The following is a 25,753-nucleotide window of genomic DNA, read 5'->3' as shown; positions in this document are numbered from 1 at the left end:
CCGTGGCGACGTTCGATGAAGGTCCCGTCGGCGACGCCGCCGCCCCGGAAAAGCTCGCGCGCCTGAGCGCCGAGATCGCCAAGGCGACCGCGACACGGGAGGCTCTGAAGTCCCTGCAGGTCGCGCTGGAGCACGCCAACGCCGACCGCTTCGTCGAAGCCTGCACGGCCGCTGAGGAAGCGCTGACCCACGATCCGGCCCTGGTGCTGGGATGGCACCTCCTGGGCATCGGACGCGACAAGCTGAACCAGCGTGGCCCGGCGCTCGACGCCTATGAGCGGGCCTTGTCGTTGTCCCCGGCCGACCCTGATATCGCCCACGACCTCGGCCGCCTCGCCTTCAAGCTGGACATGTTGCCCCAGGCCGAGGCGCTGTTTCGCCATTGCCTGAGCTACAAAGTCGGCGCGCGCGAGCCGTCGAACAATCTGGGGGCCCTGCTGCGACGTCAGATGCGCTTCGACGAGGCCATCGACGTCCTGCGTGTGGCGCTGACCGCCGAACCCGAGTCGGCCATGCTGTGGCTGACCCTGGGCACCATCGTCGGCGACCAGGGCGACATCGACCAGGCCGAGATATTCTACAGCGAGGCCCTGCGGCTCGAGCCCGACTACGCCAAGGCGCACTACAACCTCGCCAACATCCTCTTCACGCAGCGCCGGCACGACGAGGCCATCGCCCATTGCCGGCGTGCGATCGAACTGTCCGACGTCCCGCAGGACAGCTCGATGATGCGGTTCGCGCTCTCGACCATGCTGCTCGCCCGCAGTGAACTGACCGAGGGCTGGAACTGCTATGACGCTCGGCTCGAGCCGACCTACGCCGAGCCGATTCACTTCGTCGTCGACCGGCCGCGCTGGACGCCGGGAATTGATCTTGCCGGGCGTCACCTGATGCTGTTCGGAGAGCAGGGCCTCGGCGACGAGATCCTCTTCGCCAACGTCATCGATGACGTGCTTGCCGAACTAGGGCCGGAAGGCCGCCTGACGGTCGCCGTCACCGACCGGCTGCTTCCGCTGTTCCAGCGCAGCTATCCTACCGTCCGCTTCGGGCCGCACGCCACCTTGAAGAGCGACGGCCGCGCCTTCCGCGGCGCGCAGTTCATCAAGGATTGGGGCGGCATCGACCTCTGGGCGCCGCTCGGGGCGATGTTGAAGACGCACCGCGCCACCCTCGGCCAATTTCCGAACCGACCGGCAGGCTACCTGAAGCCCGATCCAGCTCGGGTGCAACACTGGCGCGAAGCGCTCTCTGCCCTCCCCGGCATCAAGGTCGGGGTGCTGTGGACCAGCCTGGTCATCGACTCCAGTCGTCACCTCTACTTCGCCCCGTTTGACGACTGGCGAGAGGTCCTGCAGACGCCCGGGATAACGTTCGTCAACCTCCAGTACGGTGATCAGTCCGGGGCCATCGCCCACGCCCGCGAAGCGTTCGGAGTTGAAATCCACCAACCGGTCGGGATCGACCTGCGCAACGACCTGGACGATGTCGCCGCCCTGTCCGCCGCGCTCGACCTCGTGATCGGCTTCTCCAACGCCAGCTTCAACATCGCAGCAGCGAGCGGGGCGCCGGCCTGGCTGATCGCGGTCGAATCGGCCTGGACCCGTCTCGGGACGGATCGCTACCCCTGGTACAGTCAGGTGCGCGCCTACTCGCCGGACACGCCTGGCGATTGGGCCTCAGTCATGGGCCAGATCGCGTCCGACCTCGCTCAGGCCGTCGAAGCGGGAACGCGAGCCGTCGCGACGGGTTGATCCGGCGACGCGCGTCCGTCGCGGACGCTCGAAGCCAGGAGAGCGATCATGCCGGGCCTGCGGGAAGACGACGGCTACGACGACCAGGACAACGCCGAGACGTTTGACGAAGCCAACCTCGATGACCGTGAGCAGGTCGGCGAGATGCGGACCTTCGAGGAAATGCCTGACCTGTTCGACGCGACCCGCGCCTATGGCGATCGCGACGCAGATGAGGGCCGGTCAATGGATGCGGCCGATTTCGACGAGGAGGAGTTCGACGTCGACGCCCTGGAAGAGGACGACGAGCTCAACTATCGCGCCTCGGCCGACGATTTCGACGACGACGAGGAGTTTGACGACGATCAGGTCGAGCCCGATTCGATCGACGGCCTGGACGAGGTCGCCGACGCCGACCTGGTCGCCGGCGGCGAGGACGATTTCACCAACTTCCAGTCCAAGGCGCTCAGCGACGAGGATCTGCGGCGCATGGGCTATGCGGCCGCCGACAAGCTCGATGCGCGCGCCGAACGGGCGCTGGAGATTGGCCTTGAGGACACCTTTCCCGCATCCGATCCGGTCTCGGTCACCCTCCCCCGACGCTAGGGAAACCCCGCGACCTTTTGCGATAAAGGCCGCGGAACACCGCTCAATCAGCTTGAATGTCCCGCTTGGGTCTTTAGTTTGGCCCCAGGTTGAAACATTTGTTCGAAAGCGGGCGCCATACTCGCCCGTCGCAAGGAGCGCGAATGAGCCAGCGTTTTGAAGGCACCGACAATTACGTCGCCACCGAGGACCTGAAGGTCGCCGTCAACGCCGCTGTTGCGCTGGAACGGCCCCTGCTGATCAAGGGCGAACCGGGCACCGGTAAGACCGTGCTCGCATACGAGATCGCCAAGGCGCTCGACGCCGAGCTGATCACTTGGCACATCAAGTCGACCACCAAGGCTCAGCAGGGCCTCTACGAATACGACGCGGTCAGCCGCCTGCGCGACAGCCAGCTCGGCGACGAGCGCGTCAAGGACGTCCGCAACTACATCAAGAAGGGCAAGCTCTGGGAGGCGTTCACCTCCGACAAGCGCCCGATCCTGTTGATCGATGAGATCGACAAGGCCGACATCGAATTCCCCAACGACCTCCTGCAGGAGCTCGATCGGATGGAATTCTACGTCTACGAGACCAACGAGACGATCAAGGCGGTGGTCCGCCCGATCGTGATCATCACCTCAAACAATGAAAAGGAACTGCCGGACGCCTTCCTGCGCCGCTGCTTCTTCCACTACATCCGCTTCCCCGACGCCGACACGATGAACGAGATCGTCGAGGTGCACTATCCGGGCATCAAGCAGAAGCTCGTCGCCGAGGCGCTGCGCATTTTCTACGACATGCGCAAGGTGCCGGGCCTGAAGAAGAAGCCGTCGACCTCGGAGCTGCTCGACTGGCTGAAGCTGCTGATGGTCGAGGACATCGACGAGAACGCGCTGAAGGAAAAGGATCCGACCAAGCTGATCCCGCCCCTGCATGGCGCGCTGCTGAAGAACGAGCAGGACGTCCACCTGTTCGAACGCCTCGCCTTCCTCGCCCGCCGCGAAGGCGCCGGGAGCCGCCCGGGCCAGCAATAGGCTTACGGCGAATTCACTCGACGTTTCAAAGCGCTCCGGTCACCGTCGCCATGACATGACCGGAGCGTTTTTCGTATGAAGGCTGCACTTCTACTCGTCGGATCGGCGCTCGCCCTGGCGGGCTGCACCGGAGAGGCGCCGCGCGCCGTCGCCAAGCTCGACTGCCCCGCCACAGAAGGCGAATTGACCCGGATCAGCATCGCCGAGGACGGCAAGTCGTGCGCCTACCGTTCGTCAGACGGCGCCGAGGTCAACCTTGAGCTGACACCCGTCGTCGGCACCCCACAGCAGACCTTGGCCAAGATCGAGGCCGACCTGCGCAGTACGCCCGGCCCAATGACTCCGGAAGCTGAAGCGGCTCAGGCCGAGACCGGCGCCAAGATCGCCGAGGTCGCCGCGGCGAAGGCGAACGTCGGGGCCATGGCCGCCGAGGTCGCCCGCGTCCACGCCGAGGCCGCCGCCGACGCCGGCGTCGCCCTCCCCGCGGCCCGACTCGACGACGCGGGCAGCAATCGCATCGACCTGCCGGGCATCCACGTGTCCGAGGAAGGCGACAGCGCCAATGTCCGCATCGGACCGCTGCATGTCGACGCCGACGGCGAAGACACCACCGTGAACATCTACCGGGACGTCAGAATGCGGGGCGAAGCGCTGTCGCGCGAGAAGCGCGGCCTGCGAGCCACCTTCATCTATACGGGCAAGGATCTGCCGGCCGGCTATCGCTATGTCGGCTTTGAGGCGGGCGGGCCGAAGAACGGCCCGCTGACCGTGGCCAAGGTCCGCTCCAAGCTCGACACAGAGTCCGGCGACAAAATCTACCACGACGTCCAGGAACTGGTTCGCCGCAACGGCGGCGTCTAGTCGGCCGCCTGAACCTCGACGACCTTGTAGGTTAGCGGCCGCCCGTCCTCGTCGGTGACGGTGACGTATTCGCCGACCGCGAAGCGATGCTCGCCCAAGCGGTGCACAGGCTCGTCGTCGGAGGCGTCTTCGTCGTCATAGTCGAAGAACCAGCGGGCGCCGCGACGCGCCAGACGGCCGTCGGCGGCGTCCTCGTCGGGGGCGAAGCGCCGCACCACGCACTCCGACCGCGCCTTGGTGTAGGCGTCGGCGTCGAGCAAGCCGTCCGGCGTCAGCGGGGCGGTCAGGGCGTAGCCACGGTGATCGTCGCCGCCGGCGAATTCAGTGCCGGGATTGCGGGCGAGCCGCATCACGATGCGCGACAAAGTCATGTCCTGAACCTCAAGCTCTAGTGGGAAAGGAAGAGTGACGGCTGCTCGGCCGACAGCAGAGTGCGGGTGGTGCCGCCGAAGATGAACTCCTGCAGCCGCGGATGACCGAACGCGCCGGCGACCAGGATGCCCGCCCCGACCTTGCTGGCTGCATAGAGCAGCAACGGCGCGGCGTCGCCGCTGTCGGGCAGGACGTCGACATCGGCCTTCACGCCGCGAGCGGCGTAATAGGCCTGCAACCGGTGCGGATCGAAGCTGCGCGAGGTCGCCTTCGGCGCGGCCAGGATCACGACATGCTTGGATTTTTCCAGCAGCGGCATCGCCAGCCGGGCGGCGCGCGAGGCCTCCTTGCCCCCGTCCCAGGCGACTGCGATCGGGCCGCCCACGGCGAAGCCGTCGCGGGCCACCAGCACCGGCCGTTGCTCGTCGGCCACCATCTGTTGGAAGGCCTCGGCCAGCGGGCCGCGACCACGCGCGGAATCGTTGTTGAAGACGACCACGTCAGACAACCGGCTCTCGGCCGACAGACCGGCCCATACCGGGGTCTGCAAGGCGGTGAACTGCGCCTTGGCGTAGGGCGTCGCGGCCATGGCGGCGCGGGCGTTCCTCTCGCCGGCGACGGCGGCTTCCTTCAGCGACTCCAGGGCGGTGGTCTGCACCCCGCCCAGGAATCCTTCACCCATCCACGGCATCACGTCGGCGACGTCGGCAGGGGTGTAGACGCCCGCCAGCTCGGCGCCGAACGGCTCGGCGAGTTTGGCCGCGGCGGCTATCACGGCCTTGTCGCCTTCTCCACCTGACAAGGGCGCCATGATCCTAGCCCAGCTCATCGCAGTTCCTTTCTCGACCCGGCCTGCCCGCCATCTGGAGCCTCAATCGCACGCCGCGCATTGATCTTTGGCAAGTCCTGGGTCAGTTCACGACCTTGACTATGGAAGGAACGCATCGGTGAGCAAAGGGCTGCGTACATCGCGCAAGGAACCGCGCGCCTGGCAGCGGATGCTTTCGGGGCGCAGACTCGATCTGCTGGACCCCTCGCCGATGGACATCGAGATCGAGGACATCGCCCACGGCCTGGCCCGGGTCGCGCGCTGGAACGGCCAGACCACCGGCGAGCACGCCTTCTCGGTCGCCCAGCACTCGGTGGTGGTCGAAGAGATCTGCGCGCACATCCAGCCCGACCTCGATCCGCGCTGGCGGCTGGCGGCTTTGCTGCACGACGCCTCGGAGTATGTGATCGGGGACATGATCAGCCCGTTCAAGGCGGCGCTGGGCGTGGATTATAAGAAATTCGAGGAGCGGCTGGAGACCGCGATCCACGTCCGCTTCGGCATTCCCGCCAAGGCCCCGGTCGCGATCAAGAAGCTGATCAAGCAGGCCGACCGCGCCTGCGCCTTCTTCGAGGCCACGCAGCTGGCCGGCTTCAGCCACAAGGAGGCGCTGGAGTTCTTCGGCGCCCCGCCGGCCGGCTACGAACTGACCATCGACCCCCTGCCCCCGGCCCAGGCGCAAAGCCGTTACATTCAGCGTTACAATGTGCTGTCCGAGGCGGCGGGATTCGCCACCGCCTCGGCCGACGCCGCCTTCGACACCGAGTAGCGCAATGACCCTGATTGTCTGCGGACTGGCCGAGGTGCCCGCGATCATCGCGGCCCGCGCCCCCTCGCACATGATCACCCTGCTGGACGCCGCCAGCATGATCGAGACCCCGGCCGGCCTGCCGCCGGACCACCACCTGCGCCTGTCGGTCAACGACATCGCCGAGCCGACCGAGGGCCTGATCCTGCCCAGCGCCGACCTGGTCCACCGGCTGCTGGCCTTCGGCCGCGCCTGGGACGCCCGCACCCCGATGATCGTCCACTGCTGGGCCGGGATCAGCCGCTCCAGCGCCAGCGCCTTCATCCTGGCCTGCGATCGCAATCCGCAAGCCGACGAGCACCTGATCGCCATGCGCATGCGCCGCGCCGCCAAGCACGCCTATCCCAACCGCAAGATCATCGCGCTGGCCGACGACATCCTTGGCCGCCGCGGGCGCATGGTCGACGCGGTCGAGGCGATGGGCGACTACGAATACAGCGGCTACGGCGTGCCCTTCGACTTCTCGGCCGCCCACTGATGGAGCCCGCCGCCGTCGTCATCGGACTGTCGGCCGTGGTCGTCGCCGTGCGCGACGGCGACGCCGTGGTCCTGACCGTGCGCCGAGAAGGCCAGCTGGCCGGCCTGCCCTTCGGCCCGTTCGATCCCGACGCCCACCGCACCTTCGAGCTGGCCCTGCGCGCCTTCGTGACCGCCCAGACCCGCTTCGACCTCGGCTATGTCGAGCAGCTCTACACCTTCGGCGACCGCGGCCGCGACGCGCCGCTGGCCGACATGGGGCAAGGCTCGGGCCCCGAGCGGGTGATCTCGGTCGGCTATCTGGGCCTGACCCCGACCCCGGTCGACACCACCGCCCCCGACACCGCCTGGGCCGACTGGGCGCGGTTCTTCCCCTACGAGGACTGGCGCGAGGGCCGCCCCGAAGCCCTTGACGTGCTCGAGCCGGCGCTGCGCCGCTGGGCCGGCGGGCGGCTGGAGAAGCTGGCCCGCGCCCGGCTGCTGTTCGCGCTGGACGGCGCGCCCTGGAACGAGGAGCGGGTGCTGGAGCGCTACGAGCTGCTATATGAGGCGGGCCTCGCCCCCGAAGCGGCCCGCGACCGCGCCGAGGCGCCGGGCGCGCCGTCGGAGGCCCTGGCCGCGGCCCTGGGCGAGCCGATGGCCTCGGACCACCGCCGGATCCTGGCCACCGCTCTTTCGCGGCTGCGCGGCAAGCTGAAGTACCGCCCGGTGGTGTTCGAGCTGATGCCGGAGGCCTTCACGCTCTCGGCCCTGCAGCGGGCGGTGGAGGCGATCGCCGGCGTGCCGCTGCACAAGCAGAACTTCCGCCGCGCCCTGGAGCGGGCCGAGCTGGTCGAGGGCCTGGGCCGGGTGGATTCGGAGACCGGCGGCCGCCCGGCCGAACTGTTCCGCTTCCGCCGCGAGGCGCTGAGCGCGCGGCCGGTCTCGGGCCTGGCCCTGCCGCTGCTGCGCGACTGACCTTTGCCGGCCCAATCGCCGGGACGCGCCCGGCGATGACGATCCGAGGGGCGGCTGCGCAGGCGCGCGCAAAAATAATGTAATCACTGTTCAGTTTCCCCTGCGGCGCCCCCTTGAAGCGCGCGGCGATCCGCTCACTATGCTTCGAAACAAAGGTATGGGGAGTAACGCCGATGACCGATCAACGCGCCTGGAGCATCGTTGAGACGTCCGCCTTCGATCCGGTCGCGCGGGTCAGCCCGCACGCGCGGCTGAAGGACCTGCGCGAGCAGTGCCCGGTGCACCGCGACGAAGCGGTGAAGACCTGGTTCCTGACCCGCTACGGCGACGTGCGCGAGACCGTCAACGACCGCAGCCTGTGGCGCCATTGGAGCCGCTCGGAGGAAGGCGCCCTCTTGCGCCGGATGGACCGCGACGACGAGGGCGACCGCATCGACAGCATCCTGTCGCTGGACGAGCCCGACCACAGCCGCGTGCGCCTGCCGCTGGCCAAGGCCTTCTACGCCCGCATCAACGCCATGAAGCCGCAGATCGAGGCGATCATCGACCGGGTGATCGACGAGGTCCCGGCCGACCGGCCGTTCGACCTGATCGCCGACCTCGGGGTGCCGATCCCGATCCTGGTGATCGCCGCCATCCTCGGCGTCGAGGAGGAGCGGTTCCGCGAATTCCGCGAATGGTCGGAAGCCTCGATCCTCGGCCTCAACCCGCTGCGCACGCCGGAAGAGACCGCGCGCATGGAGTGGGGCTCGGGCATGCTGACGGAATACTTCACCGAGCTGATGGCCGCGCGCCGCGCGGCGCCCAAGGACGACCTGATCAGCGACATGGTCAAGCTGCAGGCCGAGGGCGTTCCGCTGTCAGACGGCGAAATCCGGGTCAATCTCTCGGCCCTGCTGATCGGCGGCAACCTGACCACCACCGACCTGATCGGCAACGGCGTCTGGCTGCTGCTCAACCACCCCGAGGAGCTGGCCAAGCTGAAGGCCGATCCGAGCCTGGCCGCCGCCACGGTCGAGGAGATCCTGCGCTACGAATCCCCGGTGGCGATCACCAACCGGGTGATCTCCGAGGAGCGCGAGGTCGGCGGCTGTCCGATGCACGTCCACCAGTCGGTGATCACCTCGCTGCACGCGGCCAACCGCGATCCCGAGATCTTCGAGGATCCCGACCGCTTCGACATCACCCGCAAGCACGTGCCGCACGTCGCCTTCGGCGGCGGCAGCCACATCTGCATCGGCGCCCCGCTGGCGCGGATCGAGGCCAAGCAGGCGCTGGTGCGGCTGTTCGAACGATTCCCCGACCTACACCTGGCCGGCGACGAGCCGACCTGGCGGGCCCTGCCCTTCTTCCGGGGCATGGAGGCGTTGGTGGTGGCGGGGTGACGGGGAAACGCGAGCCCGACCAGGTCGGGTTCGCGGTAATCGCTGGGAGGCCCTCGCCGACCGCCGGCCCCCGCACAGCCGGGCCATGCAGCTTCTTCTGATCTTCTATGTCGTTGGCGGCCCGCTGGCGCTGGCTGGGGCATCGCCGAGTTCGCCCGTGGGTCACGTTCCCGAGGTCTGCGGCTGAGCCTGGTCGGCATCGCCTCTACGCTCCCCATGCTGGCCTGGCATGGGGCGGCACGGACCTGAAGGGGCTGAGCGTCTGCGCTGGCTCAGGGCGCCCCCCCTGGCCGGCTCAGGTGTTCATCCGATGTCGCATGCGCGAGCCTAGCGCTAGCACAGCTCCAACCTGCGCTGTGCAGGCATGGAGAAGTGCGATGATCCGCAAAGCTGCAGCTCTACTGGCAGGGGCCGCCCTGCTGGTCGCCCCGGGCGCCTCGTTCGGCCAGGCCGCCGGCCCAGAGACCTTCAGGGGCATGATCGTCTCGCACAAGGACAACCGGATCGTGGTGCGCACGCCGGCCGGCGACCGACAGGTCAACCTGAGCGCCGGCACCCGCATCGAAGGCACGCAGGGCGCGGGCATCCTGCGCCGCGAGGACCGGCAGGCCAGCGACCTGATCCGCGGGCTGGCGATCGAGGTCACTGGCGTTTCCACGGGCCAGGAAGTCAGCGCCGACGCGATCACCTTCAAGACCTCTGACCTGAAGACAGCCCAGCAGATCCAGGCGGGCCTGGCCGAGACCGAGGAGACGGTCGCCCAGCAGGAGGCGCGGCTCAACAACATCGGCAACCTGGTCGCCGCTGGTCGCGCTAACGTCTATTTCGGAGTCGGCAGCGCGGCCCTCACCGCCGAGGGCATGAACGAGCTGCAGGCCATCGCCGCCAAGGCCAAGGCGATCCCCAGCGGCTACCGGCTGGCCATCGTCGGCCGCGCCGATCCCACCGGCGATGCGGCGGCCAACAAGCGCCTCAGCGCCCGCCGCGCAGCCGCTGTGAAGACCTACCTGCTTGAGAACGCCGGCGTGCTGCCGGGCCAGTTCGTGCCCTCGACCGCGCTCGGCGAGTCCTCGATCGTCGATGACCCCGATCCGCCGAAGAGCGCCAGTGAGGCGCGCCGCGTGACGGTCACCATCATGGTCAGCAAGGCGAGCGTTCCGGGCTAGCCCCGCGCGCTCGGGTCGCCGACCTCGCGGTTCAGCCGCGCGGCCTCGGCGGCCAGGGCCGCGAACACCCCGTCGGCAATGGCCTCCCTCCAGCAGGTCGATGCGCCAATTAGCGGCCCTACCGAACCACGAAATATCGATTGAGCATTAGCGATCGCGACGGCCTTGCGGCCCATGTTCCGGCTCAGCGGCGCTGGGCATCCAGTAGTCAGCCTTGGCCACGCCGGCGATTTGATGGGATCTCGCCCCTTGCGCGACCGAAAGCGTCTCGTCGTCCCCAGGGTCCCGGAATATCCAGGGTCTCAAGTCGTCCGAGGGTCTCGGGAAGCGCCGGATCGACGATCAGGTTTCCACCTATGGATTCCAGGCCAAGGAGAGCGCGGATCAGTAACAACGGAGCCCCGGCGGCCCAGGCCTGCGGGCTGCACGCGGTCGGATACTCGACCGGGAACTTGGTAATGGCGCGGTTGTATCCCGCGAACGCTTCCGGGAGTCGGTGGTGGAATAGCTCGGCCGCCTCCAGCATCGCGTACGAGAGGCGTGCGGACTCTGCCGCATACCCATAGCGTCGCAGCCCCCACGCGATGAAGGCGTTGTCGTGGGGCCACACGGTGCCGACATGGTAACCGATCGGGTTATAGGACCCTTCGGTCTGGGCCGTCGTGCGCACGCCCCAACCGGAGAAAAGGGCTTCGCCCAAGAGGTGCTCGACACAGTGCCTGGCCTTATCTTCATCGGCGATCCCGCTCCACAGAAGATGGCCGATGTTTGATGTCAGAGAGTCGACCTTGCGCTTGCGGCCGTCGAGCGCGAGAGCGAAGAATTTCCGGTCGGGGACCCAGAACTCATCATTGAACCGGCGCTTTAGCTCGTCCGCTTGCCGATCAAGTTCAGCGGCCCATACGGAGTCTTTCCAGACCTCCCGCGCAAGGCGCGCGGTGCGCCGCTTGGCGTCATAGGCGTAACCCTGCAGTTCGCAAGTCGCCCGAGGGGTGTCCGCCAGAGTTCCGTCCGCGAACGCGATAGAATCCCCGGAGTCCTTCCAGCATTGGTTCTCGAGGCCGTTCGGATTGCGGCGCTCGTATTCGATGTAACCGTCCCCGTCGCGGTCGCCGTGGTTGTCGATCCACGCTATGGCGGCGCGCGCCTCGCTTTCCAGCGAGAGCACAAGGGCGCGGTCCCCGGTCCAGCGCTCGTATTCCTCCATGAGGATCAGGAACAGCGGCGTCGCATCGGCAGTCCCATAGTAGGGCGAGTGGGGCGTATCTTCGAAGGCGGTCATCTCGCCGAAGCGGACTTCGTGCGGAATCTTGCCGGGCTCGGCGTCGCGAAACTCATCATGCGCACGCGATTGCAGAAGGCCCAGTGTGCGCAGCGTGGTGGCTGCGAGGTCCGGCATAAACGGAATGGCCTGAAAGCTGGTCAACAGACTGTCCCTGCCGAAAACGGTCATGAACCAGGGCAGGCCCGCCGCGGGCATCGCGCCGAGGAGGATGGGCTTGCGAAATCGAAGCGCGGCGAGGTCGACCAAGCTGCGACGGTAGATATGCTCAAGCGGCTGCCATGACGCGACGACCTTCGGCGCGCCGTCGACCCAGCGCTTCAGGTTCTCCGCGAGCTCGGGCCGAACGCCCTCGTTCCCAAGTCGAGAAGTCGCCTTGGCCGGAGTGCTGTCGGGATCCTTGACGGCGATCACATCGATGTGCGTCGTCCAGATCGAGTTGGTGTCCTGCCGGAGCGGATCCAGACGAATCCGATAGGTCAGGCCGGTTTCGTTCAGCTCTGCAGGGACGCTGCTCGTAATCCGCGTCTCACGCCGATACTGATCGCGGCAATACCCGAGCGTTAGCGCCTCTCCATTCTCCACGCTGGAATACAGCTGCCCCTTCTTGCTCAGCTTGTCCTTGACCTCGAACAGATCGGCGAAATCAGCCGCCGCCTCGATGCGAATCTCGAGGTCAACAGGCTCTTGGCCATGGTTTGCGAGGTTCAGGATTTCGTGGAACCCCCCGCCGACGGCGCGCTGCCTAACGACGGTCAGGTGGGAGTCGATATAGACTTCGCCCGTCGCCAGAGCGAGGAAGTGCTGGACCCGATAGTAGGAGGTGTCGTCGATCGAAAGCAGGATCGGCCGCTGGCCATTGATGGTCAGCACCCAACGCGACAGGAACCGCGTGTCGTCCAGGAACAACCCGTGATGCGCCGCGGGCGTCGCGTCGAGGTCGCCCTGATGATTGCTCACGACGAACTCATTGCCGTCGAGGATGCTAATCGTGTCCAAGACCATGGCGTTAACTCCCAGGAGTGAGGCCGCTCCAGGGCGAACCGGCTCGCAGGCCGAACCCGATACGCAGTGCGAGCGCGCGATCGCCTTCCAAGCGCAACCGACCCTGCAGGAAGGCGACGAAGGGGTGAGTGTCGCCGCTAAGAACACTCAGCAGCGTCGCCTGGCTGTCGACGGCCATCAGGGCGGACGCGTCGCCCTCAGGGAGAATCTCGACGGCGCCGCTTTCGACCTTCAGCACCCCTGCGTCGACCCCGGCCACCTGAAGCCGAAGCCGTCCGGCAATGTCCTCCAGGCCCGGAGCGTGACCTCGCATTGAGGCCCATTTGATCGGTTCCGTGGCGGGGTCGCCAGACGAGGTCGTTTTCATCAGACCCTCCAAGCGACAGAGGCGCTCTGAAACGCCATCTGTCGAAAATGGGCCCCCTCGCCTGACGTCTTGTGAGATCAATGTTCCTTGGCGTGATCGGAGCCTTGATCTGAATCAATCTCGCCCTGAGGCGCGTTCCGCGGCGAAGCTGACGTCCGTGTGGGAGTTCCGCGCGAATTCGACCCATCATCGCGAACTACGCCCTGAGTAGAAGTCGGGTCCGGCGCCGGCGGCAGACGGACCGCCAATGCCAGGCTGCGCGACAACGCGCCCTGAATTTCCACCACCCTCGCGCGCATTCACGTCATCGCAACCCATGCGGCAACAGTATCCGCAACGCCTCGCGGCCGAGCTATGGCGTTCAGCCGGGCGCCGCCCGGGGCGTGTTCAGGGGGACGAAGCTGTGGCGCGCACGACGTTCGGGGAGAGTATTGGCCGCAGCCGGCCGCTGTTCCTCGTCCTGATCCTGGTCGGTTGCCTAGTCGCGAGCGTTGCGGCCGTAAGCTTCCAGGCGCCGGAACTGCTGGGAAAGCCGAAGGTGCTGACCGATTTCGACGCCTTCCACATCGCCGGCCGATTGGCGCTCGAGGGCCGGGTGTCGGAGGCCTATCACGCGGTTTCGATGGTCGCCGCCCAAGAGGAGATGACCGGCACGGTCAGCTTCATGCCCTGGACCTATCCGCCCCCCTTCACGCTGGCGATGGAAGGCCTGGCGACCTTGCCGATCGGCGTGGCGTTCCTGTTGTTCGCGACGGCGAGCTGCGCCTTTTACCTCTGGGTGCTGCGACGGATCGCCGGGCCCTGGCTGCCGGGGACGGCCGCCGCCGTCGCCCCGGCGATCATCCTCAACCTGGGCACCGGACAGAACGGTTTCCTGATCGCGGGCCTGATCGGCGCTTTCCTGCTGGCGTTTCGCGACAACCGGCGGCTGGCCGGGCTGCCGCTCGGGCTGCTCATCATCAAGCCGCATCTCGCCGTAGCCGTCGGCCTGCTCGTACTGATGCGCCGCCGATGGTCGGTGGCCGTCATCGCCGGGGCGGTCGCAACGGCCCTGCTGGCGATCTCCACGGCGGTCTACGGCCTGTCGATCTGGAGCGATTTCCGCGACGCCGTGGGCGAGGCCGGCCGCTACCTGGCGGCGGGGTACTATCCCCTCTTCCGCATGAACTCGGTCTATGCCGCCGCCCATAGCCTCGGCGCGGCGCCGGCGGCGGCCATGGCGCTCCAGGCGGTGAGCGCGATCGTGTCGCTGGGGATCCTTGCCCTGGCCTGCGTCAAGGGCGTGGCGTTCAACCGCCTGGCCGCTCTGGCCTGCGCGGCGAGCGTCTGCGTCAGCCCGTACGGCTACGACTATGACCTGACGGTGCTCGGGGTGGGAATCGCCTTCATCTTCCCCGAGATCGTCGAGCGCAGCGGAAATCGACAGTTCCTGGCCTGGTTCGCCCTGACGTGGCTGGCTTGCGGATACGGAATGGCCTGGGCGATTGCGGCCAGCGACGTCAGCTCCAGCGTCGAACTCGGTGACGGCACGGCGGGGATTTCCTTCATCGCGCCGCTGCTTTGGCTGCTGTTCTGGCTGACCTATCGCATCCTCACCCGACCGCAGGCGGACGAGGCGGCTGGGAGCGAGCCCGCGCGCCCTTCACTCCGGGCGGCGGAATAACCCGCGCCGCCCTGACGAAGGGCCAGGGCAAGCGCGGCGAGAATAGCCAGGGCGGCGGCGATCACAGCGGCCGGCCAGCCGAGCACCGAGACGATGGGACCGCCGGCCGCCGCCCCGAGGCTGCCGCCGACGAAGTAGATGACCATGTATGTGCTGTTCATCTGGGCCGGCCGCAGCGGGTCCATGTTGAGCACCCGGCGCTGATTGGCGACCTGGGCGGCGAAGAGGCCGGCGTCGAACAGCGCCAGGGCGGCCAGCAACAGCGGCGCAGAGCCGAGGGCGGGCCACATCGCCACGGTGCAGACCAGCGCCGTCAGCAGGCCCACGAGCACGATCGGTCGACCTCCGAACCGGTCGGCCATGCGTCCCGCGGTGGGGGTCACGAGCATGCCGGCGATCCCCGCCAGGGAGTAGAGGCCGACCACCGTCGGCGACAGGCCGTGCGGCGGCAGGGAGAGCGCCAGCGAGACCCCGACCCAGACCAGGCTGAAGGCGAAGAACCAGAGCCCGCCGGCCACGGCGGCGCCCAGCAGATCCGGCCGCGCGCGCAGCAGACAAGGCGTCGACAGCAGCCCCGACAGCCACGATCCAGGCGCGCGGATGGCGCCGCGCGGCAGCACCGCGCGTCCGACCACGGCGCAGGCCAGACAGGCGGCGGCCACAAGCAGCAGCATCGCGCGCCACCCCACCAGATCGGTAAGGCCGCCGCCGATCAATCGGCCCAACAGGATCCCCGCCGAGATGCCGGCGGTGACGACGCCGAGAGCCATGCCCTGGCGGTCGGCCGGCGCGTGCTTGGCGGCCAGGGTGCTCATCTGCGCGCCGGTGCTCGCGCAGATCCCCGAAAGCAGCAGGCCCGCCCCGAACACGAAGACCGAGGTCGCCGCGGCGGCCAGGACCAGCGCGCCGGCCAGCGCCGCGAGCTGGGCTGAAACCAGCACGTGGGGCCGCACCCGGTCGACCAGCGGAACCAGCAGCGCCAGTCCCAGCAGGTAGCCGACGATCGGCAGCCCCGCCGCGGCGCTGGTCGACGCCAGCGACGCCCCCAGATCCGCGGCGATCACGCCGAGTTCGGGCTGCACGGTGTAGCTTGTCGAGGTGGCCACGGCGGCCGCGATCGCCAGGAACAGCGTCGTCCCGGCGCCGAGATGGCGTTGTGGAGTTTCGTTCGTTGATTGGGTCATGGCCGCAGAGTTAGCGACCGCGAGCCCGCCGTCTGGCGCATTCCGGACCCGACCCGAAGACGGGTCGGGGTCAGGGTCGGGGGCGTCTACCGCGCCAGGACGACGTGGGTGGCGTGCTCGCCGGGCTGGTGTTCGGTGACGCGGAAGCCGAGGGCCGGCAGATCGATGCCGGCAAGCAGCGCCTCGCCCTGGCCGAGCACGACCGGCGACAGGGCCAGGTGCATTTCGTCGATTGCACCGGCGCACAAGTACTGACGCACCGTCTCGACCCCGCCGCCGATCTTGACGTCGAGGTCCCCGGCCGCCGCCCTCGCCTGCTCCAGCGCCGCCTCGATCCCGTCGGTGACGAAAATGAAGGTCGTGCCGCCCGCCATCTCGATCGGGTCGCGCCTGTGGTGGGTGAGGACGAAGGTCGGGGCGTGATAGGGCGGATCATCGCCCCACCAGCCCGTCCAGGCCTCGTCCGGCCAGGGCCCGCGGACCGGCCCGAACATGTTGCGTCCCAGGATGAAGGCCCCGAAGCCGCGCATGGCGCGGTCGGCATAGGCCTGGTCGACGCCCTCGGAGCCGCCCGGCTGGCCGATCATCGACTGGAAGTAGCGGGTCCCGAACAGCCACTGGTGCAATTCGTCCCCGCGCCGGCCGAGGGGATGGTCCAGGCTCTGGCCTGGGCCGGCGCCGAAGCCGTCGAGCGAGATCGAAAAGCCCCCTACGCGCACTCGCGACATAGCCGCCTCCGCCGTTCCGCCGTCCGCCGATATGGCGGGGCCATCCTAGGACGCAGCGCAGTGGCGTGTCCCGACAGACCGCCCGACGCTATGCTGGCCCCATGAGCATCCAGAGACTGCAAACCGCGCCAGGCGACGTGCTGGTCGTCATCGACCCGCAGGTGGACTTTTGTCCCGGCGGGGCGCTGGCGGTGGCCGGCGGCGATGAGATCATGCCGCTGATCAACCAGATCGCGGCCCGGTTCGAGCATGTGGTGATCACCCAGGACTGGCACCCGCGCGACCAGATTTCGTTCGCGTCCAACCATCCGGGGGCCGCGCCGTTCAGCGTCATCGAGGTCGCCTATGGGCCGCAGACCCTGTGGCCGGACCATTGCGTGCAAGGCAGTCCAGGCGCGCAGCTGCATCCGGCGCTCGACACGCCGCACGCCGAGCTGATCCTGCGCAAGGGGTACAATCGCGCCGTCGACAGCTATTCGGCCTTCTTCGAGAACGACAAGACCACGGCCACCGGCCTCTCCGGCTACCTGCGCCAGCGCGGGTTCAAGCGCTGCGTCTTCGTCGGCCTGGCGCTGGATTTCTGCGTCCGCTACTCGGCCGAGGACGCGATCGCCGAGGGCTTCGAGGCGGTGGTGATCCCACAGGCGAGCCGGGCCATCGACCTGGACGGATCGGCGGCCGCGGCGATGGCCTCGTTCGCGGCGCTGGGCGTCGCCCTCGCCGCTCCCTAGAGCTTCAGGGCCGCCGACCCATGCGCGCATAGGCCTGGCGCGGGATGGGCCCCGGCGCCAGTCGCGCGGCGCGGCCGAGCGCCGACAGGGTGATCCTGGCCGCGGCCAGGCGCGACGGATGGGGCGTCAGGCCCAGCTGGGCGCCGAGGCCCGGCGGCAGCAGGTCGATGCTGGCCTCGACCACCAGCGGCTGCAGGGCGCGGCCGAGCGCGCCCATCGGCGAGGTGCGGCGCACGATGCCGAGGAACTCGTCGATGATCGGGTGATGCACGAGGCTGGGCCGCATGGCCTGCATCGCCTCGGCGACCGCCGCGGCGGAGGCCGCCGGACGATGCGCCCCGAACGCACGGCCGACGGCGCCGCCCTCGGCATAGTAGCGGTCCTGGTCGGCGCGGCTGATCTGCGGGTCGACATAGCGCCGATAGGCGTTGAGGAAGCCGTAGGCGGCGGTGAGGTGCACCCAGTCGGCCAGGTCCGGATCGAGGGCGTGGTAGTCCATCCCCTCGGGCGTGCGGCCGCGGACCTTTTCGTGCATGCGGGCGACCATGGCGATGCGGGCCTGCGCCTCGGCGGTCGCCGCGTAGGTGGTGATCATGGTCGCCTCGCCGGTGCGGCGCATGCGGGTCAGCGGGTCGCGGGCGAAGATCGAGTGCTCCCAGACCCCGGTGCGGACCCGCGGTTCGGCCAGTTCGAGGATCACCGCCGCCACCCCGCCGATCGCCAGGGCGATGGGGTTGGCGTGCACCCGCCAGGCGACCGAGTCGGGTCCATAGAGGCCCGGATCGCCCTTCGGCTGCGAATAGTCGACCCGCGAGGGCCCGAAGATCCGCCGGTCGAGGGCGCCCGCCAGACCGGCGCCGGGCGCGTCCAGCGCCGCCCGTGTGGAAGTGTCGTGAGCCATCTCGCCTCGCGTCCGCCTGGCCCCAGCCTTGAGCAAAATCCGATCTGGATCGGATTTTGCTCAAGACTCTTTGAATTTAGCGCATTTTCTTCGCCGAACCGGTATCCACTTCGGCGGAAAATGCTCTAGCGAAGGGCTAAACGGTCGAACAACCTGACGGTTCTGCCAGGGTGGTCACGCCACTTTGGACTGCGGCGGTTCGGCTTGCTGCTCCTGCCATTCGGCGCGCAGGTCGTGGCTGGTCTGTCGGCTGGCGTCGTGGCTCCAGCCCGGCGGACCGAACAAGTAGCCGAGCGCATGGCGCGGATGACGGGCGACGTCCGCCAGCATTCCCGCCCACTCGTGAAACGCCACCCTCAGGATATTGAAATCGCCGAGGTTCTTGACGATGCCATAGCGGCACGGCTCCTCGTCCAGCTCGGGCTGGAAGGTGCCGAACAGCTTGTCCCAGACGATCAGGACGCCTGCGTAGTTACGGTCCAGGTAGCGCGGATTGCGGGCATGGTGGACGCGGTGGTGCGACGGGGTGTTGAACACCGCCTCGAACCCGCGCGGCATCCTTCCGATCGCCTCGGTGTGGATCCAGAACTGGTAGACCAGGCTGATCCCCTTCTGGATGGCGATCATCGCCGGCGGGAAGCCGAGGAAAGCCAGCGGCAGCCATAGCGCCCAGGTTCCGGCGATCCCGCCGGTCCAGGTCTGCCGCAGGGCGGTCGACAGGTTGTAGTGCTGGGACGAGTGATGGTTGACGTGCGCGGCCCACCAGAACCGGCGCTCGTGGCTGAGCCGGTGGAACCAGTAGTAGGTCAGGTCCTCGAGCAGGAAGATCGCGACCCAGGCCCAGACCGCGGTCATCGGGATGTCGAACAGGCGGTGCTGGTAGACGTACAACGTGGCGGCGACGACCAGGCCGCCGGTCAGCAGACCGGCGAGCGTGCTGCCCAACCCCATGACCAGCGATGCGGCGGTGTCCTTGGGCTCGTAGTTGGTGCGGGTGCGGCCCATGCGCGCCAGCACCACCTCCAGGATGATCGCCAGGATGAAGAACGGCGTCGCCAGGGTGACGGGATCGAAGCTCATGCGGCGCGGCGGTCCTCGTCCGGGCCCGGGGCCGGCGGCCAGTTCTGCAGCGCCAGCCGCGCCAGCGGCGCGGCGACGTCGGACAGGTCGAGCCGGACGACCCCGTCACGGAACGAGGAGGCCACCGCCTGGGTCCAGGGGATATGGCGGGCGACATAGCCGTCGCCGACCTCGCACAGCACCAGGGCGGCCGCGCCCGACTTGGCCAGGGCGCCGCGGCCGTCGACCGCTACCCAGATGCGCTCGATCGGGCGGCCGGGGAACTCCTGCGCGAGCAGGTCCAGAGCCTTGGCGTCGGTCAGCGGCGTCATCGGCTTGGCGATCTTGGCCCAGGCGGCCAGCCCCACCAGCAGGGCGATCGCCCCCGCCGACGCAGCGAACTGCACGAAGAATGCTTGCGACACTTGTGGTCCTCCCCGCCGGCAGGGTCCGCCCGCCGAACGTGACCGTCAAGTGACAGCCTATCTAGGCGCGTGGCTTCGCAAGCAGCGGCGGCGCCCCGGCCGCAACGCGGCGACGCAAGACCTCGCGGGCGACCAGGCCGACGATCACCAGGCCGCCCAGGGTGATGGCGGCGATGGTGGTGAGGTGCGCTTCGCCCAAGGCCTCGAGTTCGGCCAGGCCCTTGGCGGCGAAATAGCCGGGCGCGAGGATGGCCAGAACCCAGATCGCCGCCGACACGGCGTTGGCCAGCTGGAAGGTGCGGCGGCGCATCTGCAGCAGCCCGGCGACCAGCGGCACGAAGGCGCGCAGCGGGCCGAAGAACCGGCCGATGAAGATCGAGGCCGCGCCGTAGCGGCGGTTGAACAGGCGCGTGCGGGCGACCTTGCGGCGATGCCCCCGGAACATCGGATGGCGCAGGGCGCGCGGGCCCAGCCGGCGGCCGAGTTCGAACGAAACCGCATCGCCGACGATCGCGCCGGCGACGCACCAGAGCACCACCTGGACCGGATCGAGCACGCCGGCGGCGATCAGACCACCGGCCATCACCATCAGGGCGGTGGCCGGAATGAAGGCGCCGATCAGGACCAGCGATTCCAGCAGCGTGACGACGCCCAGCACAAGGCCGGCCCAGGCGGCGTGCCGGGCGATGAAATCTGCGAGACTCTGAATGAACGCTTCCATGGGAGAAGCCCGATATGGGCCTGCTCCCGCCTGTGCGCGAGGGGTCGCAAGGCCGCGGCCGGCAAGTTTTTCAGCTTGTGGCGCGGATGCCTCAGATGACGGCGTCGAACGTTGTATGTTCTTGCTTTGTTTCACCTGCACGCTATACTGGCGGGATGCATGAATCCACCGAAACCGAGCGCCCGCGCAAACGCGCGGCGACGCCGTTCTGCGAGGCGACCGCCGCGCAGATCTGCAGCCGCGTCGCGGCCGGCGAAAGCCTGCGAGCGATCTGCAAGCCGCGCGACATGCCCGGCGCGGCGACCGTGCACCGCTGGGCCGCCGTGCGGCCGGCGTTCGGGACGGCATTGCGACAGGCGCAGGCCGCAGCGCAGGCCGGGCGGCGGGACGCCTATCGCGCCAAGGCGGCCGACCGGGCCTGGAAGCGCGCCCGCCCCTGGGCGCGCCCCGACGCCTATCGGGCCGAGGTCGGCGAGGAAATCTGCCGCCGACTGGCCAGCGGCCGCAGCCTGCTGGAGATTTGCGGCGAGGACGACATGCCGGTCACCGGCACGGTCTATGAGTGGCTGCGCGGGCACGACGACTTCGCCGCCATGTACCGGCAGGCCCGCCGGATGCAGGCCGAGATGCTGGCGGACCTGGCCTGGGCCATCGCCCGCGAGGCCCGCGAGGACGAGGTCAAGGTCGCCCGGCTGCAGTTCGACGTGCTGCGCTGGCGGGCCGCGCGGCTGGCGCCGAAGGCTTATCGCGAGGAGGACGAGCCCCGCGAGGGCGGCCTCGAGGTCTATCTGCAGGACTTCACCAGCGGGGCGATCCTGGCCGGGCCGATCTGGTCGGGTCCAGGCGCGTAGCCCCTACCCTCGCCGCCCCGTTTGGCGCTGGCAAGCGCGCCTTCAGTGAAACTTCACGCGCTTTTCTGGGTTTCTGGGGTGGCGAAACGTCACGGGAGCACTATCTCTGCTCGCATCGGAAGCGAGCCAGCGAGCGACGCACATGTGTCGATGTCATCTTAAACAGGGCCGAATGCCGGCCTGACCTCGCCCAGCGGGGGCCATGCAATGGCCGCCTGCATGCTCGATCGTGACGCCTAGTAGGGGCGTCACGAACCCCGAAAAATCAGTAGCGTAAAAAAAGGAGCTCACATGGCTCTGCAAATTCTTGTCGCGCCCGCCGGTGAAGGCTGGGCCGTTCGTTCCGAAGCCTTCGACAACGAACTTATCTTCGAGGCCGGGGGACGCGCCGAAGCCGCCGCCCGGGCCCTGGCCGACCGCTATGCGCGCTCGGGAAGCGCCGCCGAGGTGAGCATCTTCCTGCGCAACGGCGACCTGGCCGGACGCTTTCTGCACAGCGCGGCCGCCTGACGGCGGCGCGAAAGGCAAGCGACCATGAAAAAGGGCCGCCCCCGCAAGGAGGCGGCCCTTTCCATTCGGGCTAGATGCGCCGCTTAGAACTTGCGCACGTAGCCGACCGACCAGACGTCGGCCTTGCCGGCGTCATCCTCGAAATCGTGACGAGTGTAGTCGGCGCGCACGCCGTTCTTGTCGTCGAGGAAGTACTGACCGCCGACGCCGTAGTTCCAGCTGTTGCCGTCGGCCTTGGCGATCGCGCCCGGGACCGAGACCTTGCCTTCGCTCTTGCCGTAGCCGACGCGGGCGTAGAGGTCGGCGTTCGGGGCCACCGGCAGGAAGCCGACGCCGTAGATGGCGGCCGAGTTCTTCAGTTCGGCCTTGCCGTTGACGCCGCCGATCGAGACGTCGTCCTTCTTCACGCCGAAGCCAAGCTCGCCCTCGACGCCGAGGTAGGGGTTGAAACGGGCGCCCAGACGGCCCTGGATCGCGCCGACGTCGGCGCCTTCCAGGTCGTGGTGGCTGTAGCCGACCGAGCCGTAGCCGGTGACGGCCTGGGCGTTGGCGGCGACGGGGACCATGGCGACAGCGGCGACGGCGGCGATGAGAGAAATGTTCTTGTTCATGTTTTTACTCCGTACTTAGGCGTGGCGATCTCCAGCCACGCGGGCTTGGTCGCGCCCAAACGGGGCGAGAAAGGGCCCCTGCCGGGACAATCAGAAGACGAATTGTGTCTGTTGCCTTGCGGCCACATCGACCGCTGACGCCGTAAGCGAACGTGCTATCACTGTGATCCGAAGCTCCCCGTTCGACGAGAGGAGCGGTCGTCGGAGACAGCGTTTTGCATCAAGCCGTGATCGCGGCCACGGGCCTCTACACCCCGCCGCACAGCCTCTCGAACACCGAGCTGGTCGAGACTTTCAACACCTATGTCGAGCGGTTCAACGCCGCCAACGCCGAGGCCATCGCCGCCGGCGAAGTCGTCGCCCTGACCCCGTCGTCGGCCGAGTTCATCGAGAAGGCCTCGGGCATCAAGTCGCGCTTCGTCATTGACAAGACCGGGCTGGTCGATCCGGACCTGATGCGGCCGATCATTCCGGAACGCCCGAACGACCAGATCTCGGTGCTGGCCGAGATCGCGGTCGAGGCCGCCAAGCAGGCCATCGAGCGCTGGGGCAAGGACGTCAGCCAGATCGGCGCGGTGATCTGCGCGGCCTCGAACATGCAGCGCGCCTATCCGGCCATGGCCATCGAGGTGCAGCAGGCGCTGGGCATCGAGGGCTTCGCCTTCGACATGAACGTCGCCTGCTCGTCGGCCACCTTCGGGATCAAGACCGCCGCCGACTTCGTCGGCTCGGGCTCGGCCCGCGCGGTGCTGATGGTCAATCCGGAGGTCTGCTCGGGCCACCTGAACTTCCGCGACCGCGACAGCCACTTCATCTTCGGCGACGTCGCCACCGCGGTGATCGTCGAGCGGGCGGAGGACGCCGTCGGCGGCTGGGACATCCTGGGCACGCGGCTGAAGACCCAGTTCTCGAACAACATCCGCAACAACTTCGGCTTCCTGAACCGCGCCGCCCCCGAGGGCGTCGGCGCCGCCGACAAGCTGTTCGTGCAGGAAGGCCGCAAGGTGTTCCGCGAGGTCGTGCCGATGGTCTCGGAGATGATCGTCGCCCACGCCGGCGACCTGGGCATCGACCCGACCGGCCTGAAGCGCATGTGGCTGCACCAGGCCAACATCAACATGAACGAACTGATCGGCAAGCGGGTGCTGGGACGCGAACCTGCGCCGGGCGAAAACGTTATCATCCTAGATGAATATGCGAACACCTCCTCGGCCGGTTCGATCATCGCCTTCCACAAGGCCAACGAGGACTTCCAAAGCGGCGAGACGGGCCTGATCTGCTCGTTCGGCGCCGGCTATTCGGCCGGCACGGTGTTCGTGCGCAAACGCTGACGCGGCGCCGTGCCGCGTCGGCCTCCGGGAAGCTGAGGGCTAAGCTAAACCTCAGTTCCCCGGGGGAGTACCGAGATGGCCTATGACGACGTTCCCGGCGGCGATCCGCGCGGCCGGTGGTGCCCCAAGTGCAAGCTGCCGATCCGCCCAGGCGAGCCGACCACCCACATGCATTTCCGCGAGGACCCGGACGGCGTCCGCGGTCTGAGCGGCCCCTGGCACGGCGAATGCGCCCGCCCCTACTGGGACACCATTACGCCGGCGCTGGAAAAGCTGAAGCGCGGGTTCGGCTGACAGCTAGTGGAGGTCATCGACCTTTATCTGCGCGGCCTTCCAATCCATCGCCATGCGGATGCGGCTGCCGACCGCCGATGACCGGGAATCCGGCGGGGTCGGCCAGTCCCTGCACGCCCTTGGCGCCGGTCCAGCGCAGCACCGGGGAAAGCAATCGGTCGACCAGGAAGAACGCGCGACCATTCCCATCAGCCCGGGCGTCGCGGCGGCGGGGTCGAATTGTCAGCCCACCATAAGCCTGGCTGGCTACGCACCCTCTGCCCCCGCTTCGATATATCGGGCCACTCTCAAGTTGTGAGAGGGCCAATCTTAAATCGGGGCGACACGAATACCTGGGCCATGTGCGTTCCTCCAGTCCCTCGAAGGAGGCAGAACCGGCGCGGCTTGTCAGGCGAATAGTCGCTCAGGTCGGTTCAGAGATGCTCGATCGCGCAGCCGAGGTCTTCACAGATGCGGTCGGCAAGGATCTTGCGGTGGCAGCCGCGGTGGTCGGCCTCGAAGCAGAGCAGCGCGATCTTGCGCTCGGCCGCAAGTTCCTTGGCCGCGGCCAGCTCAAGCTGGGCGGCGGGCTCGGCCAGGTGCTCCTCGAAGATCGCGGTCATCTCGGCGATGCGGCCCTTGCGGGCGGCCTCGCGGCCCGGCTTGGGGGTGCCGAGCTGGCGCAGGTGGACATAGCCGATCCCCGCCTCCGCCAGGCTGGCGGCCAGCACGGTCTTGGAGAATCCGGCGCGGCGCGAGGCGGCCACCGCCCGCACATCGACCAGCAGTTCGACGCCGGCGGCCTTCAGGCGGTCGATGACCGCGTCCTGGGTGGCGGCCTCGTAGCCGATGGTGGCCAACGGCTTCATCTCAGCGTCCCTTCGGTTTGCGGGCCTCTTCGGCGGCGTCCTGCTCTGCGCCGCGCGCCAGGTCCTCGGCCGCGTCATTGGTGCTGGCCCTGGCGAGACCTGGCCGCAGGCCGGCGGCGTGACCGGCCAGGCCCAGGGTCTGGAGGGCGTCCTCCCCCTCCTCGCCGAACACTGAGCGAACGCGCACCTCGCGCTGGGCCAGGGGAATCTCGAAGCCGCCGGAGCGCAAGGCGTCCTCGATCGCCCAGGTGTAGGCCGCATGGGTGGCGTTGGGCCGCTTGACCGCCTCCAGCGCCGGCCAGACGACGAGTTCGAAGGCAAGGCCGCTTTCGCCGAAGCCGATCAGCCAGACCTGGGTCTTGCGGACCGAGGTGTCCTTCAAGGTGAAGGGCACCGCGTGGGCCGCGCGCAGCACCACCTCGCGCACCGCCTCCTTGTCGACGCCGTAGGCGACGCGGAACGGGATGTGCATCCGCCGCGCGCCGTTCTGGTGGGTCCAGTTGGTGACCGGCTGCTCGATCAGCCGCGAATTGGGGATCAGGACGTCGAGGTCGTCATTGTTGCGGATGCGGGTGGCGCGGGGACCGATCTCGGCGACGACGCCGCGCTCGCCGGTCTGCAGCTCGATGTAGTCGCCGATGCGGATCAGCTTGTCGAACAGCAGCACCAGGCCGGAGATGAACTCCTTGACGATGCCCTGCATGCCGAAGCCGAGGCCGACGCCAAGGGCCCCAGCGAACAGGGTGAAGGACGACAGGTCGAGACCGAGGGTCGAGAAGGCGGCGATGATCCCGAAGATCACCAGGCCGTAGGTGCTGAGCTTTTCGAAGATGTAGATCGACGGCGCCGCGTCGGTGTCGACCCGGCCGCGGATGCGGCGGATGGCGCCGGCGGCGATGCGGCCGGCGATCACCGAGGCGAAGACGATAAAGATCGCCGCCGCCAGCCCCCCCACGGTGATCTCCGTCTTGCCCAGGCGGACAAGCTCGAAGGCCAGGAAGGCCTGCAGGTCGGCGGCGATCTCGCTGTTCATGC

29 protein-coding genes are annotated in these 25,753 nt (G+C 68.2%); 15 read left to right on the top strand and 14 right to left on the bottom strand.

The features are described from left to right. Window positions 1-2: 2 nt before the first annotated feature. The 4 genes from O4N75_RS11160 (at window position 3) to O4N75_RS11145 (ending at window position 4,213) form a co-directional block, all read left to right on the top strand. Window positions 3-1,751, top strand: a complete 1,749-nt coding sequence (locus O4N75_RS11160; protein ID WP_269625631.1) for a tetratricopeptide repeat protein — start codon at window positions 3-5, stop codon at window positions 1,749-1,751. 48 nt (window positions 1,752-1,799) lie between these two features. Beyond that, window positions 1,800-2,336 (top strand): hypothetical protein, encoded by a 537-nt coding sequence (locus O4N75_RS11155; RefSeq protein WP_269625630.1) that lies wholly within the window; start codon window positions 1,800-1,802, stop codon window positions 2,334-2,336. A 143-nt stretch (window positions 2,337-2,479) separates the two neighbouring features. After that, the gene (locus tag O4N75_RS11150; RefSeq protein ID WP_183769737.1) at window positions 2,480-3,352 is read left to right on the top strand and encodes a MoxR family ATPase; all 873 of its coding nucleotides are present in this window, start codon (window positions 2,480-2,482) and stop codon (window positions 3,350-3,352) included. 75 nt (window positions 3,353-3,427) lie between these two features. Then, window positions 3,428-4,213, top strand: coding sequence for a hypothetical protein (locus tag O4N75_RS11145; RefSeq protein WP_269625629.1), 786 nt, complete (start codon window positions 3,428-3,430; stop codon window positions 4,211-4,213). On the opposite strand, the gene O4N75_RS11140 is transcribed toward O4N75_RS11145, so the two are convergent. After that, entirely contained in the window at window positions 4,210-4,584 is a 375-nt protein-coding gene (locus O4N75_RS11140) for a hypothetical protein (protein WP_269625628.1), read from the bottom strand. The two genes, O4N75_RS11145 and O4N75_RS11140, sit on opposite strands and share 4 nt — an antisense overlap. A gap of 17 nt (window positions 4,585-4,601) precedes the next feature. Beyond that, window positions 4,602-5,414, bottom strand: a complete 813-nt coding sequence (locus tag O4N75_RS11135) for a universal stress protein (protein WP_269625627.1) — start codon at window positions 5,412-5,414, stop codon at window positions 4,602-4,604. Between the two features lie 169 nt (window positions 5,415-5,583). Here O4N75_RS11135 and O4N75_RS11130 point away from each other — a divergent pair, with 169 nt between their 5' ends. The 5 genes from O4N75_RS11130 (at window position 5,584) to O4N75_RS11110 (ending at window position 10,207) form a co-directional block, all read left to right on the top strand. Then, the gene (locus tag O4N75_RS11130) at window positions 5,584-6,183 is read left to right on the top strand and encodes an HD family hydrolase (RefSeq protein WP_269629360.1); all 600 of its coding nucleotides are present in this window, start codon (window positions 5,584-5,586) and stop codon (window positions 6,181-6,183) included. A gap of 4 nt (window positions 6,184-6,187) precedes the next feature. Further along, window positions 6,188-6,700 carry a hypothetical protein gene (locus O4N75_RS11125; RefSeq protein ID WP_269625626.1) on the top strand — a complete coding sequence of 171 codons (513 nt, stop codon included), beginning with the start codon at window positions 6,188-6,190 and terminating at the stop codon, window positions 6,698-6,700. Next, complete coding sequence (locus O4N75_RS11120; RefSeq protein WP_269625625.1) at window positions 6,700-7,656, top strand: NAD regulator; 957 nt, start codon at window positions 6,700-6,702, stop codon at window positions 7,654-7,656. The genes O4N75_RS11125 and O4N75_RS11120 overlap by 1 nt, the downstream gene beginning before the upstream one ends. A 173-nt stretch (window positions 7,657-7,829) precedes the next feature. After that, on the top strand, window positions 7,830-9,041 hold the full coding sequence (locus tag O4N75_RS11115; protein WP_269625624.1) for a cytochrome P450: 1,212 nt from the start codon (window positions 7,830-7,832) through the stop codon (window positions 9,039-9,041). Window positions 9,042-9,418: 377 nt separating this feature from the next. Then, window positions 9,419-10,207, top strand: coding sequence for an OmpA family protein (locus O4N75_RS11110; protein WP_269625623.1), 789 nt, complete (start codon window positions 9,419-9,421; stop codon window positions 10,205-10,207). Here the strand turns inward: O4N75_RS11110 and O4N75_RS11105 are convergent. The 3 genes from O4N75_RS11105 to O4N75_RS11095 are packed head-to-tail and all read right to left on the bottom strand — an operon-like array spanning window position 10,204 to window position 12,861. Next, window positions 10,204-10,383 (bottom strand): hypothetical protein, encoded by a 180-nt coding sequence (locus tag O4N75_RS11105; protein WP_269625622.1) that lies wholly within the window; start codon window positions 10,381-10,383, stop codon window positions 10,204-10,206. The two genes, O4N75_RS11110 and O4N75_RS11105, sit on opposite strands and share 4 nt — an antisense overlap. 32 nt (window positions 10,384-10,415) lie before the next feature. Then, the gene (locus O4N75_RS11100) at window positions 10,416-12,494 is read right to left on the bottom strand and encodes a glycogen debranching N-terminal domain-containing protein (RefSeq protein WP_269625621.1); all 2,079 of its coding nucleotides are present in this window, start codon (window positions 12,492-12,494) and stop codon (window positions 10,416-10,418) included. A gap of 4 nt (window positions 12,495-12,498) precedes the next feature. Then, window positions 12,499-12,861, bottom strand: a complete 363-nt coding sequence (locus O4N75_RS11095; protein WP_269625620.1) for an SCP2 sterol-binding domain-containing protein — start codon at window positions 12,859-12,861, stop codon at window positions 12,499-12,501. Between the two features lie 403 nt (window positions 12,862-13,264). Here O4N75_RS11095 and O4N75_RS11090 point away from each other — a divergent pair, with 403 nt between their 5' ends. Next, window positions 13,265-14,524 carry a glycosyltransferase family 87 protein gene (locus O4N75_RS11090; protein ID WP_269625619.1) on the top strand — a complete coding sequence of 420 codons (1,260 nt, stop codon included), beginning with the start codon at window positions 13,265-13,267 and terminating at the stop codon, window positions 14,522-14,524. Here the strand turns inward: O4N75_RS11090 and O4N75_RS11085 are convergent. Next, a complete protein-coding gene (locus tag O4N75_RS11085) occupies window positions 14,443-15,708 on the bottom strand; it encodes an MFS transporter (RefSeq protein WP_269625618.1) in 1,266 nt (421 codons plus the stop codon). The genes O4N75_RS11090 and O4N75_RS11085 overlap by 82 nt on opposite strands. An 86-nt stretch (window positions 15,709-15,794) precedes the next feature. Next, entirely contained in the window at window positions 15,795-16,436 is a 642-nt protein-coding gene (locus tag O4N75_RS11080) for a dihydrofolate reductase family protein (protein ID WP_269625617.1), read from the bottom strand. A gap of 101 nt (window positions 16,437-16,537) precedes the next feature. Between O4N75_RS11080 and pncA the strand changes: the two genes are divergently transcribed. Next, window positions 16,538-17,167, top strand: a complete 630-nt coding sequence (gene pncA, locus O4N75_RS11075) for a bifunctional nicotinamidase/pyrazinamidase (protein ID WP_269625616.1) — start codon at window positions 16,538-16,540, stop codon at window positions 17,165-17,167. Between the two features lie 4 nt (window positions 17,168-17,171). Here pncA and O4N75_RS11070 read toward each other — a convergent pair whose 3' ends face one another. The 4 genes from O4N75_RS11070 to O4N75_RS11055 form a co-directional block, all read right to left on the bottom strand. Beyond that, window positions 17,172-18,068: an oxygenase MpaB family protein gene (locus tag O4N75_RS11070; protein ID WP_269625615.1), complete on the bottom strand. Its 897-nt coding sequence runs from the start codon at window positions 18,066-18,068 to the stop codon at window positions 17,172-17,174. A gap of 174 nt (window positions 18,069-18,242) precedes the next feature. Then, window positions 18,243-19,148, bottom strand: a complete 906-nt coding sequence (locus O4N75_RS11065; protein WP_269625614.1) for a sterol desaturase family protein — start codon at window positions 19,146-19,148, stop codon at window positions 18,243-18,245. Further along, entirely contained in the window at window positions 19,145-19,552 is a 408-nt protein-coding gene (locus tag O4N75_RS11060) for a hypothetical protein (RefSeq protein ID WP_269625613.1), read from the bottom strand. The genes O4N75_RS11065 and O4N75_RS11060 overlap by 4 nt, the downstream gene beginning before the upstream one ends. Window positions 19,553-19,613: 61 nt before the next feature. After that, window positions 19,614-20,273, bottom strand: coding sequence for a DedA family protein (locus tag O4N75_RS11055; RefSeq protein ID WP_267232519.1), 660 nt, complete (start codon window positions 20,271-20,273; stop codon window positions 19,614-19,616). 155 nt (window positions 20,274-20,428) lie between these two features. On the opposite strand from O4N75_RS11055, the gene O4N75_RS11050 reads away from it, so the two are divergent. Both O4N75_RS11050 and O4N75_RS11045 read left to right on the top strand, forming a co-directional pair. After that, window positions 20,429-21,124, top strand: a complete 696-nt coding sequence (locus O4N75_RS11050) for a hypothetical protein (RefSeq protein WP_269625612.1) — start codon at window positions 20,429-20,431, stop codon at window positions 21,122-21,124. A 291-nt stretch (window positions 21,125-21,415) separates the two neighbouring features. Continuing rightward, window positions 21,416-21,634, top strand: coding sequence for a hypothetical protein (locus tag O4N75_RS11045; protein ID WP_267232521.1), 219 nt, complete (start codon window positions 21,416-21,418; stop codon window positions 21,632-21,634). Window positions 21,635-21,717: 83 nt separating this feature from the next. Here O4N75_RS11045 and O4N75_RS11040 read toward each other — a convergent pair whose 3' ends face one another. Beyond that, the gene (locus tag O4N75_RS11040; protein ID WP_269625611.1) at window positions 21,718-22,245 is read right to left on the bottom strand and encodes a porin family protein; all 528 of its coding nucleotides are present in this window, start codon (window positions 22,243-22,245) and stop codon (window positions 21,718-21,720) included. Window positions 22,246-22,460: 215 nt separating this feature from the next. Between O4N75_RS11040 and O4N75_RS11035 the strand changes: the two genes are divergently transcribed. Together O4N75_RS11035 and O4N75_RS11030 are read left to right on the top strand one after the other, a co-directional pair. Continuing rightward, window positions 22,461-23,576 carry a beta-ketoacyl-ACP synthase III gene (locus tag O4N75_RS11035; RefSeq protein WP_269625610.1) on the top strand — a complete coding sequence of 372 codons (1,116 nt, stop codon included), beginning with the start codon at window positions 22,461-22,463 and terminating at the stop codon, window positions 23,574-23,576. 75 nt (window positions 23,577-23,651) lie between these two features. Further along, entirely contained in the window at window positions 23,652-23,870 is a 219-nt protein-coding gene (locus O4N75_RS11030; protein ID WP_269625609.1) for a hypothetical protein, read from the top strand. Window positions 23,871-24,283: 413 nt separating this feature from the next. Here O4N75_RS11030 and O4N75_RS11025 read toward each other — a convergent pair whose 3' ends face one another. Beyond that, on the bottom strand, window positions 24,284-24,718 hold the full coding sequence (locus O4N75_RS11025; protein ID WP_267234053.1) for a DUF488 domain-containing protein: 435 nt from the start codon (window positions 24,716-24,718) through the stop codon (window positions 24,284-24,286). A gap of 1 nt (window position 24,719) precedes the next feature. Continuing rightward, window positions 24,720-25,751, bottom strand: coding sequence for a mechanosensitive ion channel domain-containing protein (locus O4N75_RS11020; protein WP_269625608.1), 1,032 nt, complete (start codon window positions 25,749-25,751; stop codon window positions 24,720-24,722). Window positions 25,752-25,753: the final 2 nt, after the last annotated feature.

The sequence above is a fragment of the Phenylobacterium sp. NIBR 498073 genome, assembly GCF_027286305.1.
In the GTDB taxonomy this organism is placed as follows: Bacteria; Pseudomonadota; Alphaproteobacteria; order Caulobacterales; family Caulobacteraceae; genus Phenylobacterium.
The sequence above is the reverse complement of the archived record's forward strand: the minus strand, read 5'-3'. Positions and strand labels throughout refer to the sequence as shown.